At 49.7% G+C, this 12,956-nt stretch carries 13 protein-coding genes and 1 pseudogene; 4 read left to right on the forward strand and 10 right to left on the reverse strand.

Annotated elements, in window-relative coordinates; translation table 11 throughout:
- Window positions 1-33: 33 nt before the first annotated feature.
- The 8 genes and pseudogenes from QZ298_RS05885 to QZ298_RS05920 all read right to left on the reverse strand — a co-directional run bounded on the left by QZ298_RS05885 (window position 34) and on the right by QZ298_RS05920 (window position 7,534).
- Window positions 34-606, reverse strand: a complete 573-nt coding sequence (locus tag QZ298_RS05885; protein ID WP_296006638.1) for a fimbrial protein — start codon at window positions 604-606, stop codon at window positions 34-36.
- A gap of 34 nt (window positions 607-640) precedes the next feature.
- Window positions 641-1,507: a FimB/Mfa2 family fimbrial subunit gene (locus QZ298_RS05890; RefSeq protein ID WP_296006641.1), complete on the reverse strand. Its 867-nt coding sequence runs from the start codon at window positions 1,505-1,507 to the stop codon at window positions 641-643.
- A gap of 20 nt (window positions 1,508-1,527) precedes the next feature.
- Window positions 1,528-2,865 (reverse strand): hypothetical protein, encoded by a 1,338-nt coding sequence (locus QZ298_RS05895; protein ID WP_296006644.1) that lies wholly within the window; start codon window positions 2,863-2,865, stop codon window positions 1,528-1,530.
- 8 nt (window positions 2,866-2,873) lie between these two features.
- Window positions 2,874-3,584: a hypothetical protein gene (locus QZ298_RS05900; protein WP_296006647.1), complete on the reverse strand. Its 711-nt coding sequence runs from the start codon at window positions 3,582-3,584 to the stop codon at window positions 2,874-2,876.
- Between the two features lie 11 nt (window positions 3,585-3,595).
- The gene (locus QZ298_RS05905; protein WP_296006648.1) at window positions 3,596-4,420 is read right to left on the reverse strand and encodes a hypothetical protein; all 825 of its coding nucleotides are present in this window, start codon (window positions 4,418-4,420) and stop codon (window positions 3,596-3,598) included.
- A gap of 385 nt (window positions 4,421-4,805) precedes the next feature.
- A pseudogene (locus QZ298_RS05910) lies at window positions 4,806-5,177 on the reverse strand (ORF6N domain-containing protein); the annotation flags it as partial.
- Window positions 5,178-5,194: 17 nt separating this feature from the next.
- The gene (locus QZ298_RS05915; protein ID WP_296006653.1) at window positions 5,195-6,976 is read right to left on the reverse strand and encodes a hypothetical protein; all 1,782 of its coding nucleotides are present in this window, start codon (window positions 6,974-6,976) and stop codon (window positions 5,195-5,197) included.
- A 15-nt stretch (window positions 6,977-6,991) separates the two neighbouring features.
- Window positions 6,992-7,534 carry a DUF3575 domain-containing protein gene (locus QZ298_RS05920; RefSeq protein ID WP_296006656.1) on the reverse strand — a complete coding sequence of 181 codons (543 nt, stop codon included), beginning with the start codon at window positions 7,532-7,534 and terminating at the stop codon, window positions 6,992-6,994.
- A 249-nt stretch (window positions 7,535-7,783) separates the two neighbouring features.
- Between QZ298_RS05920 and QZ298_RS05925 the strand changes: the two genes are divergently transcribed.
- Window positions 7,784-8,047, forward strand: coding sequence for a hypothetical protein (locus tag QZ298_RS05925; protein ID WP_296006658.1), 264 nt, complete (start codon window positions 7,784-7,786; stop codon window positions 8,045-8,047).
- Window positions 8,048-8,463: 416 nt separating this feature from the next.
- Here QZ298_RS05925 and QZ298_RS05930 read toward each other — a convergent pair whose 3' ends face one another.
- Together QZ298_RS05930 and QZ298_RS05935 are read right to left on the reverse strand one after the other, a co-directional pair.
- Complete coding sequence (locus QZ298_RS05930) at window positions 8,464-9,264, reverse strand: hypothetical protein (RefSeq protein ID WP_296006662.1); 801 nt, start codon at window positions 9,262-9,264, stop codon at window positions 8,464-8,466.
- Window positions 9,265-9,276: 12 nt separating this feature from the next.
- Window positions 9,277-9,828 (reverse strand): hypothetical protein, encoded by a 552-nt coding sequence (locus QZ298_RS05935; RefSeq protein ID WP_296006666.1) that lies wholly within the window; start codon window positions 9,826-9,828, stop codon window positions 9,277-9,279.
- A gap of 1,065 nt (window positions 9,829-10,893) precedes the next feature.
- Here QZ298_RS05935 and QZ298_RS05940 point away from each other — a divergent pair.
- The 3 genes from QZ298_RS05940 (at window position 10,894) to QZ298_RS05950 (ending at window position 12,816) form a co-directional block, all read left to right on the forward strand.
- Window positions 10,894-11,511 carry a hypothetical protein gene (locus tag QZ298_RS05940; protein ID WP_296006667.1) on the forward strand — a complete coding sequence of 206 codons (618 nt, stop codon included), beginning with the start codon at window positions 10,894-10,896 and terminating at the stop codon, window positions 11,509-11,511.
- Window positions 11,508-12,290, forward strand: a complete 783-nt coding sequence (locus QZ298_RS05945; protein WP_296006670.1) for a nucleotidyl transferase AbiEii/AbiGii toxin family protein — start codon at window positions 11,508-11,510, stop codon at window positions 12,288-12,290. The genes QZ298_RS05940 and QZ298_RS05945 overlap by 4 nt, the downstream gene beginning before the upstream one ends.
- Before the next feature lie 70 nt (window positions 12,291-12,360).
- Window positions 12,361-12,816 (forward strand): ORF6N domain-containing protein, encoded by a 456-nt coding sequence (locus QZ298_RS05950; protein WP_296006674.1) that lies wholly within the window; start codon window positions 12,361-12,363, stop codon window positions 12,814-12,816.
- Window positions 12,817-12,956: the final 140 nt, after the last annotated feature.

Here is a 12,956-nt window from a genome sequence, read left to right on the forward strand (position 1 = left end):
GCTTATGGGGTCAAAACAACCTGGCCGCAGGGGTCATCCGCGCCTGGGTTTTCCAACCAGGCGCAGGAGTGTGATCTTCACGTTGGTTCGTCCTTCGTTGATCTTTGCGTTGGCATGCCCCGTCATCGCGAAGCCTCCGGGGCGCAGGGCGTGGGTCGAGACTTCGGCATGCGGGCCGTTGTAGGAGAGGATGTCGGTTTCTGTTTCGTGCAGCAGCGATTCTTTCGTCGTTACCGACGATGCTACGGGCCGGTTGGCCACGATGATGAAGTCGTAGTTTTCTCCCGGCGTTGCATCCGGCACGACAAGTGAGATAGGGGTCGTCGACGCCGCGGTTATTTCCGCGGCCGGGAGACTGCGCCGCAGTTTGATCTCGCCCGCGGCGTCGAATACGAAGACCGTTGCTTCGTTGACTTCCTTTTCCCATACTTCCGTATGTCCCGATTCCGGGGTGCGTGTCGCGGCGGGTGCTGCGAACGAAAGACGGATGTCGCCGTACGTTGTTCGCGGGGTTTCCTCGCTTCGGTGCAGGATATGCGTCGTCTCGTTGCAGGCCGTCATGGCGAGGGTTGCGCTGGTGACCAGCAGGATAAGGTTTTTTTTCATCTTGAAAAGTGTTTTGTTAAAGATTGGTCGTTTTTTAAATTCCGAATTGTTCGTCTTGGATGATCTGGCCGTTCCAGTCGCTGACCCGGATCGTGGTGCCGCTGCTGTGGATCGAGATGTCGATGTTGATTTCGACATCGCGGCCGAGCATTTTTTCGGCATAGTCTGCGAACTCCTGGATATTCGTTTCATAGAGGGTCGTGTAGGCGCATGCTGCGTTGTCGCAGTATACTCCTACGCACAGCGGTGTGTCGGGCAGGAAGAACGGCGTGTAGAACGATCCCGAGAGGCTGCCCCGGTCGTAGGTCAGGGCCGGACACAGAAGTTTGGATTCGCCCGTCGGGCGGTTGTCCATGTCTATGCAGTTGTAGTTCCGGATGCCGAAGTAGTGGTCTTCGCCGTAGGGAAGATCTCCCAGGCCCGTGACCCGGACGTTGATTTTGAATACCGATTTGAAGAAGTGGATGTCCATGTGCAGGGAGTCGCCCTTTACTACCGGGGTCGAGCATACGCCGTACATCAGTTCGTCGGCTCCCGTTTCGTCGGTTGCGATCGTCGTCGTGGCGTAGTTCCCCGGGATGAGCGTTGTGCGGGATCCGGTGTTGGCCCAGCTGATGAACGAGTAGTCGCCGCGCGGGATATAGGTCTGCATGGCGCCTGTGTCGCGCAGGAAGTCTTCCCGCAGCAGCGTCGTGTCGCGGTAGAGCTTTCCCGTTCCGTTGTTGTAGATCAGCAGCCGGATGTTCTCCACTCCGTCGAGTGTCTCCGTGTGTCCGTTGTCGTAGTGATAGACCAGATGCACGATCGCCTTGCGTTTGATCGAGACATCGATGTTTTCATGCAGCTCGCAGCCTGTCAGCAGGATGCCGCCGAGCAGGAGTGCGCAAAGTGTTTTTTTCATGGGTGTTGAGCGTGTTTATTTCATGGTTTCATGGTGATGCTGACAGGGATACGATAGAGCGTCGATGGGCTTGCGACAAAACGGCCGTATGTGTTGAACACCAGTTCCGGGTTATCCTCTTTGTGTATGGAGATGTCGAAAACATTGTCCACAGACCACATATAGCTGCTCAAAGAAGCTCCTATGACGATCGTTGCATACGAAGCGCGACGGGTCACGGGCGGCGGAAGCGGATATATTTCGTATCGGGAGTATTCGTATCGGAATTTCAGTGGCTCGCTTACCCGGTAGTCGGCTTCGATCTGCATGCGATGATCGTGAACGACATAGGGCGTAGGTTTGTCGTTTACCAGAAGCCAGTACTTGTAATCCAAGGTTACCGAGGTGCCGCGGGAGATGTTCACGAGGCGTCTTTTGAGGTTTACTTTCAGGTCGCACGGGCAGTCGCAGGAGGTAGTGATCGTGTAATGATCCTCGCGCGACAGCACGTTTCCTGCGTTGTCGAGCCATTCGGACACTTCGAAGTTGTACTTCGAATCGTTTACCAGGCGCAGGGTGACCTCCTCGCCATCGGTGTCGTATTCTCCGGTTCCGGAGATTGTGAAGCCCTGATCTACGTCGCTTGTCACTTGGATGTCCCGGATGACCTCCATGTACGCGCGTCCTGTGGCGGATATGCCGTCGCTGGAAGCCTCGACTTCGAGCAGGTGCATTCCGAGTTGTGCCGGACGATACTGGATCGTCGTTTCGGCGCCGAGTTGCAGTTCGATGTCATTGATGATGTGGCCTTCGTGGAGAAGATCGCCTTTGCCGGAGACGCAGGTGACCCGGACTTGGAACGGCCCTTCGTTCTCGGGGCTGTGGATCGACAGGGCAAGGGGAATCGTCTCTCCGGAGGGGAGGTTGACGATCCGTTTTTCCGAGGCGATCTCCACGTTCAGGGGTTGGGGTTCTCGCACTTCGAATGTCAGTTCTTCGGAGTTGCTGAAGACTCCTTCGGCGGATTTCGCTTGCAGGAGCACTCGGAGCATCCCGGCCTTTGTCGGCGTGATGTTCAGTTGTGCCGATGCGCAGGTCAGGGTGAACCACTTCCTGAATGTCTGTAGGGGCGCTCCGTCGATCGTGACGGAGGCGCTGCCCTGGGGTATCGTGATATAGAGTTGCGGAAGTCCCTCGGCGCCGGATTGTTGTACGGATATTTCGGTCGGGATGGTCTTGTTTCTTTCGTAGGCGGTGTCGGCTACGGTTATGCGGAGTTGCGGCGCCGGGTCTGTGAGGTGGTAATCCGTTTGCCCGCATCCTGCGACTGTGGCGGCCAGCCATAACAGGCAGAGAAAAAGTGGAGATGTCGTTTTCATGGTACGGTCTATTTGGTGACGATGATTTCGAGAACGCAGAATTGGGTGTTGTAGCCGTCGCTCACGGAGAACTGCAGGCGGTGGATGCCTCGCTCCTCGGCCGTGTAGTAGAGGATTTGCGGGGTATTTACCGGGCATAGGAAGGAGCCGCCGTCGGGAATGTTCAAAGCTCCGAATTGCAGCTTTCCCACGCCTGCGAGTTGTGCCAGCGTAATGGGCAGTTGCAGCAGGGAGAGGGATTTGTTCACGGACAGTTCGATTTCTATGGGTTGGGAGATAGACGCGGGTGACTCGCACTCTGCCGCGATGTCGAGTGCTGTGTTCTCCATGACTTCCAGATGCAGGGTGCTGCGGTTGCTCTGCTCGCCTCCTTTTGTTGAGCGGATTTCGAGGGTGACTTCGAGTGTTCCGCTTTGCTGCGGCGTGAGAGCCAGGATTTCCGTCGGGGAGCAGAGCGTAGACCACGATCCGTCCGTAGGCACGGCCTGGGCGTTCATTTCGAGTTTGCAGTTCCCTTGGGAGATGAGGGGGCATAGCTGGAGGGTTCCCGAATGTACGGATTCGGAGACCTTGAGTTGGAAATAAGCCGTCTGCTCGACGACGTAGGTGTGTTGCAGGGCTATGACCTGGAATGCGGGCGAGGTGTCCGAAAGCAGGTATGCCGTGTCGTTGCAGGCGCAGGTCAGCAGGACGATCCAAGATGCGAAAAGTTGTTTCATGTCTCGATGATTTAGCGATTCCGGATAGGGAAAGAGGTTGAGCGTGTCGGTAGGTTCTCTGGATTGAGGACTTCGCATGTGATTTCGACTTCCTGGCTGCATGCTTCGTCGCTGATGCGGAATATGATGTCATGCTGTCCCAGGCTGGTCGGTTGGTATTCGATCCGTAGGGGTACCTGGCCCGAATGTACGGCGATGCGTTCGCCGCTGTGGAACTCCCGTCCGTATATGCAGTAGCCGCTGCCGGACGTGTTGCGGAACTCCAGCCCGTAGTCGCCCGTGAATCCCGCTTTGGTGATGATGAAGTCGATATCCAACGTCTGGGTAGGGGGCAGGGGGGCGTGGCTGTACTCCGTCTGCACATCGATGGGGGAGGAGTTCAGGACGCACACCTCGGCGCTTTTGCTTGCCGTGATGCGTCCGTCGGCCGTGATGACCGTGAAGTCGATTTGGAATGTCGGGTCGGCGACCGCGAACGAGAGGGGTGTGACGTTGAAACGAAGCGTACGGCTCGATTCGGTTTCGTTGCATACCGAGTAGGAGATTTCCATACGCTTGTTCAAGGGTATATATCGGTCGCCCAGAGTCAGGTTGATCTTCCCGAGGCTGTTCGAAACGATGAGAAAGCAATGATCCGACGTGGCGTATCGCTCCTCGATGGTGAGGATCATTTCGAAGGGCATATCCGTAGGATGGATATTTCCGGCGTCGTAGGCGATATTGATACTTACTTCCGCACTGTCTTTCGAAGCGGAGGCAGGAGATTCGGTTTTCTGACAGGCACCCGTCAGAATGAGCGCGAGGCTCAACAAAGGAATAAGAACTTTAGTTTTCATGGCGGTTGGATTTTTGCATAAACCAGTCTTCGGGAAGCAGTTGGAGAATTTCATCGAAACGTGATTTGGGGAAGACCCAGCCTTTGACTCGTTCGCCTTGCCATGTAAGCCAGGAGTTGTGGCGTGCGCCGATTGCCAGAAGCAGCTGCGCATTCTCGGTATTCTCGGTGAAGATCACCACGGCTTTGCGAGAGTAGTCGCGGATTTTGATTTCGTAGGATAGATGTTTTGTTTGGGGCCGTGAATGCCGGCATCCCAAGCGTCGTTCCACGTTGCTCAACCGATGCACTATCGCTTCGTGCCGTGCGTCGAACTTTCTCTCCAGCCATTGGAGCCGCTCGTTATACCGGCTTCCCAACTCCGCCACTATGTCCGCATTATTAGCGATCTGATTACGCAGCGTAACGAACGCCCGCATAATGGATATATTGATCTCGACAGCGATCTTGCTGTGCAGCACACCCGAAAGCATGGCAACGCCTTCTTCAGTAAATGCAAAGGGAGCATACTTGGGATACTTCCCCCGTCCGTCCATTTCTAAGGTCACAATTTGTGACCTTATTCTGTCTGACAGCGAGTTATACTCGTCATCAGTCAGCTCGAACATGAAATCCGCAGGAAAACGTTCGATGTTTCGGCGTACTGCTTGTTTGAGTGCTTTGGTCTCCACGTTGTAGAGTTTCGCCAGGTCGAAATCCAGCATGACCTTTTGGCCGCGCACTTCGTAAATCTTATTCTGAATGATCTGTAGTTCCATAGTTGTCGTATTATTATTTATTGTGTTACTTGTACGTTGTTTTGTTTGTAGAGCAGTTGGATTTCCGGATCCAGGTTGCCTCGGAACTTCAGCACGGGTTCTTCTTTGATCGCTTTGAGGTAATACTCCAGTCCTTCTGCCGGGCGGTTGAGCCGTGAAAGGGCGATGGCGCAGAGATAGTTCGTGCGGGCGCATGTTTCGTTTGCGGGCAGGTGTTCCAGGATTTCGAGTGCCGCCTCGTCGTAGCTCAACGACAGCAGTACGATCGCCAGGTTCCGGCATTTGTAGGGATTCAGTGTGCGCAGTGCTCCGACATAGTCGCGTTGCCGGAGTTGTTCCACGCCGTGCATGTAGGTCGTATCGAGTACGGTAAGTTGGATCGTATCTTTTACCATGTCGACACGACGCAGATTGTAGCGGAAGTCCACGGCCCGCAGCTGGGGGTAGAGTACTTCTTTCATGAAGGCGTGTTCCCGCGGGTATTGTTGACGGATTGCGGCTTCCGTCGCATCGAGGTTGCGGCTGTCGTCGATCATCTTCGTGATCTGCTGCCAGTGGGGAACGTCGCTGTTGTGGCGGATCAGGCGCTTGAGCAGTGTCCAGTCTTCGCCGATCGAGCGTGTTTTGATGAGTGTGTCGACTTCGCGGCCGAACTTATGGGTCAGATGTTGTTTGATGGCGCGTGCGCGTGCTGCGGAGATGCGGTTGTTCGTCGCCAGGCTGCCGTCCGGGGAGGACGAGGCGGTGATGGTGATCGAGTCGACGAAAAATTCGTATTGGTTGATCAGTGTATCCATCAGGCGTTCGATCCTGGAAAGTTGCATCCGGTTGTCGCCGAGTGTATCCACGATGTCGGATTTTCCGACATGGAACGTGAGATAGTTGCGGTCGTGCACCTCGACATACTTGTCGATTATTTGGATCATGTAGCGGGGTGTGTTGTCCAGCAGCGACAGCATCGATGTTACCGTGTAGGTCAGTGTATCCGAGTTGGCCAGGGCGTAGGTGCTTCGGTCTATGGCATCGATTTGGCCCCGGAAGTAAAGATGCAGGCGGTGCGTATCTTTTCCGGGATGGTATTTCTGCGTGTAGTAATACTGGATTTCTCCTTTGTGGATCAATACGGAATCCAGCCGCGAGTCGGTAAGATACGGGAACGAAAGGGTCTCCTTGTAGGTCGTGGCGAGTTTCCGGGCGCGGGTCTGCTGGGAGGTGCCGATCAGGTGGTTGTAGGCGCGGTAATACTTCGCGGCCAGGGATGTGGAGGTCGTCAGCTCCGAGGTGTCGCGTACGATGCGGTTCAGGTATCTGTTCATCTGCCAGTATTGGCGTTTCTGAAGTTCGGAGAAAAGCTCACCCCGTATCGACAACGGTTGCAGCGCCTCTTCTGTTTGATTGTTCTCGATGACGGGTGTGAGCTGGAGTCCCCAGCTGCTGTTTTGCAGCTCAGCGGGTATGGTGATGATGAAGTCGAGGGCGATTTCCCCGTTGCGTTCGGCCACGGTTTTCGATCGGGCCACCACGTAGACCGTTCGGATGTCGCCGCCTTTGAGTGTGACTTCTCCCTGGTCGTCGCGTTCCGCTTCGGCCAGGTATACGCTGTCCTTACCTCCGGAAATTGCGATCTTGTGCAGTTCTACGGCCCGTTCGACATCTTCGACTTCGGGTGTCTCGATCGGTCCGTTGCTGGGCAGGTGGATATCGTCCGTGGGGGTGCGGCGTTGCAGTTTGTGCGTCATGGCGCAGGAGAGCATCGATGCGCTGATTGCCAGGGCGAGGAGTGTGCGGTAGGGTTTCATGGGAAAGGGCTGTTATTAAAATAGGTAGGAAAAGGAGAGGTTGAGCTTGGTCGGCAGGAGCATCAGTCGGTGATGCCGATAGGTGTATTCGTCGTCGAATTCTCCGATGTATTTGGCGTATTTGCGTTCGGTGTAGGGAGTGTAGATCAGCCCGGCACCCACTTCGACCAGGAAGTTCCAGCGGGTATTCAGCAGTATGGAGTATCCCCAGGAGAATCCGACGCCGTATGCGTTTCCCTGGAAATACCTCTGCCCGTGTCCCAGTTCGTAATTGGCGAAAAACAGCGAGGGCGATATGAAATGACCGATGTAGCGTTCGATCATCCAGTATCGCCAGCCAGGTTGAACAGCTATGTGCCGCCATTGGGTGTTGCCGAATTTGAACGGGTTGACCGAGACCGGGATGTTGACGGTGTTGTGCAGGTCGACATTCACATCGATTGCGACATTGATGTTGCCGGCGGCCCATCCGGTAAGGTTGGTCGAGACGGCTGTAAATTGTGCATGCGATTCCGTATAAACAAGAATCGAGAGACATAATAGGAAAATGTGTTTCATGTGAGAAAAACTGTGTTTTTTTGCAAAAGTATGTTATAAATAAGGTGTTTACAACTTATTTGAAATATTATTTTTAAAATCGCCGATATGGATAATATTCTAATATCGGTTTTTGTATGGGTTTGTCAGTGTTTTACATGTGCTGACTGTGGGTTCGGAGTGGATTTATTGTGTTGAATCTTAATACTGTGGGATTGAAAAACGAATTATGTTTCAGTTTTTTTTTATTTTTGCCGAAAACTCGATCCCATGAAAAAAATAGGGTTGTTGGTGGAGGATGCGGATCATCGGGCCTTTTACTCCATCAAATACACGTTCATCCGTAACGGGCTGTTGAATATCTCCAATAACGAAGTCTTCAAGTGCATGCTTGATGAATACGTCGCCAATCATCCGGAGATTCTGCAAATTCCCGATTTTACTTACGACAACTATATCGCCAAGAGCCAGCGTGCGGCCGATAGGCGGGGCGAGACGATTCGTCGCCGCCGGGGACGTGCGAACGACGAATAAGCTGCGTCGTCTTCTACAACGGCTATTTTCCACTATTGCGGATGTAGATGGGTACGGCAAGGGATTCAATCCCTTGCTGTTTTTTTTGCTTGGATTACCTTTTGTTGGGCGGGTTGGAATGTCGTGTTCTTTGATGCGTGAAATTATTACGCAGCAGCCCCGGAATTATCCGGGGCTGCTGCTACCTTGCGGTATGTTGTCGAACGATAACTCATAGAGGGATGCGGCGAATTTACGCATCCGATGTGTTGTTCGTTCGTGAATAAGCTTTGGTAGTTGGATTTTTGGTGCTTGTAGTGGGGAATTCTTTGGGTAATTTATTCTTTAGCATTCATGGAGAGTGCTTTTCTGCGTATAAAAATAGGGAGAAATCAAAATTTTTCTCCCTATTTGTTGACAGAATCAAGTAAAATGGATTAGTCTGTCATTTCCATTTTTAATAGTTCTAAACTACGAAGCTTATTGAATTTTTCATTGATTGGCTCAATTTCTGTTATTAATGAAGTTCGATGCTGGCTAATCTGTTGCCGTATATCTTGAACGCGGCGGATTACTTTCAGAAAGAAAGCGATAAAGTTTACAAATGGCAATAGTGAAGCAGTAATAATAGTTAGGTCGTTAGCTGATTGCATGAAAGTCTTGAAAACATCCCAATTTCGAATACATAACCATAAAATTATACATACAATCATTCCGCCCGTAAATTCCCAAATAACAACTTTAAGACTGCAAAATAAACGAGACTCATACAAGAACCATCCGCCAATGGAGTAAATCAACGTTAGCAAAGTCATTAAAAATGCTAAACTAATGGCGTTAAAGGGAGCCAAGAAAATCAGGGTGCAACAAAAAAAGAATATCATCAAACTCAATCCAGAGAAACATCTGAAATTGCATTTCAGATTAGAATTAGCCGTAATGTCGTCTGTGATTTGCTCTATTTTCTTTTCTAATTTTTCATATTCGCGTTTAACTTCCTCGATTTTATTGGTTGTGCTTTTCCCGTCGACATCGGTCGAATGGGTATTGTCCAAAGTTGTTCTGTTGACGGATATGGTAGATTTTAACTCCTGAAAAGCGTTGTCGAGTAATTGCGTTATATTGAATACTTTGTCTGACAAAATTCGCGTATAACCTTGCGCTACCTCGACCGCAACGAACGCGATGTTTAAGCCTGCTGCGAGTTGTATGAGGGTTAGAAAGTCCGTGAGTTCCATTTAGAAAAAGAATTAATCTGCAAAGCATTTGTTCAAATCTATCTTTTCTGCATGGCTTCTCTCGATCTGGTCAAAAAAAGCAATGAGATTTTCTGCCCCTTCCGGATGATTGAAATTACAATTCGCAGTTCTTTTCTCAATATCCGTTTCTACCCGATAGGCATTCGCATCTCCGACCGTAAAGTGAACCGGATTTTTTTGAGGGTCTTTTTTTAAATAAGGTTTGGCGGGAGTTTTATGTATTTGTATGTCTGTGTTGTCAAGAGAAGTATAATAGGCTAACCGTTTAAACAGATTAGAATTTTTTGCGCTTTCTGTGTTGAAATCATTTAGTAGAATTCGAACTTGGCCAGCTCGTTCTATAAAATCGCTCAATGCTGCAATATATCGTGGATCATTAGGTACATCACTGCACAGAGATCCCGCGAATATCCGAATGATTTTATTGGAACTTTGGAAAATCTTAATCAAGACCTCCAAGGCGTGATCTTCGTCACTATTCGAAAAATTCTTGTTGATCTTGTTGTTTGCCAATTGAGAAATATATTCGATATATTTTTTCATAATTGGTATTAGTGCGTTAGTTAATACCGTATACAAAAATACAAATATATTTGGAATAAATCCCGTTTCCTGAAAAAATATACTCAAACTTATTGAATTTATGGTCAGAGAAAGCAGTTTGCGTATTAGTTGAATATGGTGGACTTTTGCTTGATCTTGATTTTTCGTGTGCTAAAGCTGGTTTTATTGTCGGTAATAATGCTACTTGCCGAAGAGGGGTGTCCAGGGGCGTCTAATTATGGATGGCAAATAGGTAGTAGAGTTGTTTGCATTCCTAATTGCATTTCCCATGATTCGGTGCCGTTGTTCGGGGGCTTTTCAATACGTTGCCTTTCTGCAAAAAATATTTTTGCGAAAAAACAATACGTTGCCTTCCTGCAAAAAATACGTTGCCTTCCTGCAAAAACGGCATTCCGATACGTTGCCTTCTTGCAAATTATACCTATAATATATATTTATCAAAGAATTTATCTTTGATAAATTCACTATGCAATATGGATAAATATATTTTACAATTATGTTGTACAATCAAAAATATATACTCTACAGTAAGTAACGATAATACGCGCGCGCGAGTGCGCGCGAGAGAGGGTAAGGAATTTGGAGGTCTTTGGATCGGGAAATTGAGCTTTTTTCGATGTGTTGAAATGTGAAGGGAAGAAGTGGCGGATTCCCGCGTAATATGTTGCATGTACGCAAAAAACCGGGTACGGCGTAAGCCGTCCCGGTCTCTTCTATAAAGGTTTTTTTGGAATCGACCCTTTGCGAGCCTTCTTCCCTTCGCAGACAAAAGTAGAATTCCTTTTTCATTCTGCCAAAAAACGGAGCGAAAATTTCTGAAGTGCGTAATATTATAATATCGATAGATGATTAAGCGCCTGAAAAATAATGTATTATTATTTGTGCAACCTCATTTGTCTGTTCTATTGTGATACGCTTTCTTCTCTTCACGTATCAACATGGGTGCGATTGCAGGAGGGCAAAGATGTCTGCTGTCTGCGGCTATGATTTGTCTTTATTTCTGAAATGCACTATATTTGCAGCATTAAGGAAATAAAATAGCAAATGACTTATCTGGAATTCAGAACGCAGCTATTCGATTTGGGATGCTTCAGCATACGGCAGGTGTATGCGTGGCAGCCCGATTTCGATCGCAATAATCTGACACGATGGATCAAGAAAGGGTTGCTCGTTCGGCTGCGGCAGGAGTATTTCGCTTTTCCCGAATATCTCCGACGACCGGATTTCGCGCAATATATCGCCAATCGGATCTACCGACCCTCTTATATCAGTCTGCATACGGCTCTGTCGTTTTATGGGTTGATTCCGGAGGCTGTCGTGCAGATAACGAGCGTATCGACGCTCAAGACGGCAACTTTCCGCAATCCGTTCGGTAAATACTCCTATAAAAGCATCAAAAGCGATCTGATGTTCGGATACGAACCTCGTCCGATGGCCGATGGGCGAACGCTCCTTTTCGCAACGCCGGAAAAGGCGTTGCTCGATTTGCTCTACCTGTATCCGTTTTACGACAAGGAAGATGAGTTGATGCAATTGCGGCTCGATGACGATTATATGCAGGAGGAACTGAATCGGGACCGGTTCGGCGAATATCTCGGTCGGTTCCGGAGCAAGGCTCTCGAAAGGCGGACAGCGGTGCTGATGAAAATTTACGAATTATGATCGATATGGATTTCGTGCGGGGATACTTTCCTCCGCAGATGCGCGAAAATGCGCTTTTCGATAAACACATGCTCAAGGAGTATCTCCAGCTGATGATTTTGGATTTTCTCTCCTCGACGCCCTACATGCGGAAGATGGCCTTTATCGGCGGTACGAACTTGCGGCTCATCAAAGGTATCGACCGTTTCTCCGAAGATTTGGATTTCGACTGCAAGGAGATGGACAAGGAGGAGTTCATGCAGATGACCGACGAGGTGCTGACTTTCCTGCATCGCAGCGGACTCGCGGCCGAAGCGAAGGATCGGGAGAATCCGAAATTGACCGCGTTTCGGCGCAACATCCATTTTCCGCAGCTGCTGTTCGATCTCGAACTGACCGGACACCGCGACGAACGATTCCTGATAAAGATCGAAGCCCAGGATCAAGGTATATCTTATGTCCCGGTGATTGCGAACGTAAAAGGGTGCGGCTTTTTCTTCCCTTTGCCTGTGCCGCCCGACGGCGTACTCTGCGCCATGAAACTCGCGGCATTGCTTGCGCGCAGCAAGGGACGCGATTTCTATGATGCGATGTTTCTCTTGAGCAGAACCGCTCCCGATTTCGATTTCTTGAAAGCTCGTTGCGGAATCGGCTCGTCCGAAGAGTTGAAAACGGCCGTGCGGAAGATGCTCGAAACGACCGATCTGAATGTCAAGAAGCGCGACTTCGAGCACCTGTTGTTCGACCGGAGGAATGCGGACAAAATACTGCGATTCGGCGAATTTATTCGGACTATGTAGGTCTGTTCGCAGAAGCTTCTCTTTCTTCAACTCGTATTGAACGCTTTCTTCCCTTCACGTATCAACATGAATGGAACGATTGAGCTGGGGTGGTATTCGGGATGAGACTGGCGATTCTGAAAAAAGGTATTTCTGCGGCCAAAAGGTCATGCTGGATCGAGACCTCGCAGAACTCTATGGAGTGACGACAGGAAATCTTAATAAAGCTGTTAAGCGCAATATTGAGCGATTCGAGGGTGACGACTTCATGTTTGAATTAACGAATGACGAGTATAACTCTCTGTTAAACAGTATGCGATTCCAAAATGGAATAGCATCGCAAGCAAAGCGGCCTAAAGTATTTTTGCCCTATGCTTTTACCGAGCAGGGTGTCGCTATGCTTTCGGGTGTGCTGCACAGCAAAATCGCTATTCAGGTAAATAGGGCTATTATGCGTGCTTTCGTTACCTTGCGTAGCCAGGTAGCCAGCAATTCGGGTATTGCGGCCGAGTTGGAGGGTGGTGTGGTTGTTTCTCGTACAGAGTAAATAGTGATTGGTCAGTAATCTGTTGGCTTTTTTGTTGCATCGTCTCTGTCTTTTTATTGATATGGGTTAAACAGATTGAGTTGCAATCTTAAATTTAAACGTGTAAAAATGTTCTAATTTGTTATTGTAAATAAATAATT

This window comes from uncultured Alistipes sp., assembly GCF_910580175.1.
GTDB lineage: Bacteria > Bacteroidota > Bacteroidia > Bacteroidales > Rikenellaceae > Alistipes.

Bases quoted from the DNA above. Each gene is read 5' to 3' on its own strand.
- QZ298_RS05885 (WP_296006638.1), bottom strand. From the start codon at position 606: ATGAAAAAAAACCTTATCCTGCTGGTCACCAGCGCAACCCTCGCCATG.
- QZ298_RS05890 (WP_296006641.1), bottom strand. From the start codon at position 1,507: ATGAAAAAAACACTTTGCGCACTCCTGCTCGGCGGCATCCTGCTGACA.
- QZ298_RS05895 (WP_296006644.1), bottom strand. From the start codon at position 2,865: ATGAAAACGACATCTCCACTTTTTCTCTGCCTGTTATGGCTGGCCGCC.
- QZ298_RS05900 (WP_296006647.1), bottom strand. From the start codon at position 3,584: ATGAAACAACTTTTCGCATCTTGGATCGTCCTGCTGACCTGCGCCTGC.
- QZ298_RS05905 (WP_296006648.1), bottom strand. From the start codon at position 4,420: ATGAAAACTAAAGTTCTTATTCCTTTGTTGAGCCTCGCGCTCATTCTG.
- QZ298_RS05915 (WP_296006653.1), bottom strand. From the start codon at position 6,976: ATGAAACCCTACCGCACACTCCTCGCCCTGGCAATCAGCGCATCGATG.
- QZ298_RS05920 (WP_296006656.1), bottom strand. From the start codon at position 7,534: ATGAAACACATTTTCCTATTATGTCTCTCGATTCTTGTTTATACGGAA.
- QZ298_RS05925 (WP_296006658.1), top strand. From the start codon at position 7,784: ATGAAAAAAATAGGGTTGTTGGTGGAGGATGCGGATCATCGGGCCTTT.
- QZ298_RS05930 (WP_296006662.1), bottom strand. From the start codon at position 9,264: ATGGAACTCACGGACTTTCTAACCCTCATACAACTCGCAGCAGGCTTA.
- QZ298_RS05935 (WP_296006666.1), bottom strand. From the start codon at position 9,828: ATGAAAAAATATATCGAATATATTTCTCAATTGGCAAACAACAAGATC.
- QZ298_RS05940 (WP_296006667.1), top strand. From the start codon at position 10,894: ATGACTTATCTGGAATTCAGAACGCAGCTATTCGATTTGGGATGCTTC.
- QZ298_RS05945 (WP_296006670.1), top strand. From the start codon at position 11,508: ATGATCGATATGGATTTCGTGCGGGGATACTTTCCTCCGCAGATGCGC.
- QZ298_RS05950 (WP_296006674.1), top strand. From the start codon at position 12,361: ATGGAACGATTGAGCTGGGGTGGTATTCGGGATGAGACTGGCGATTCT.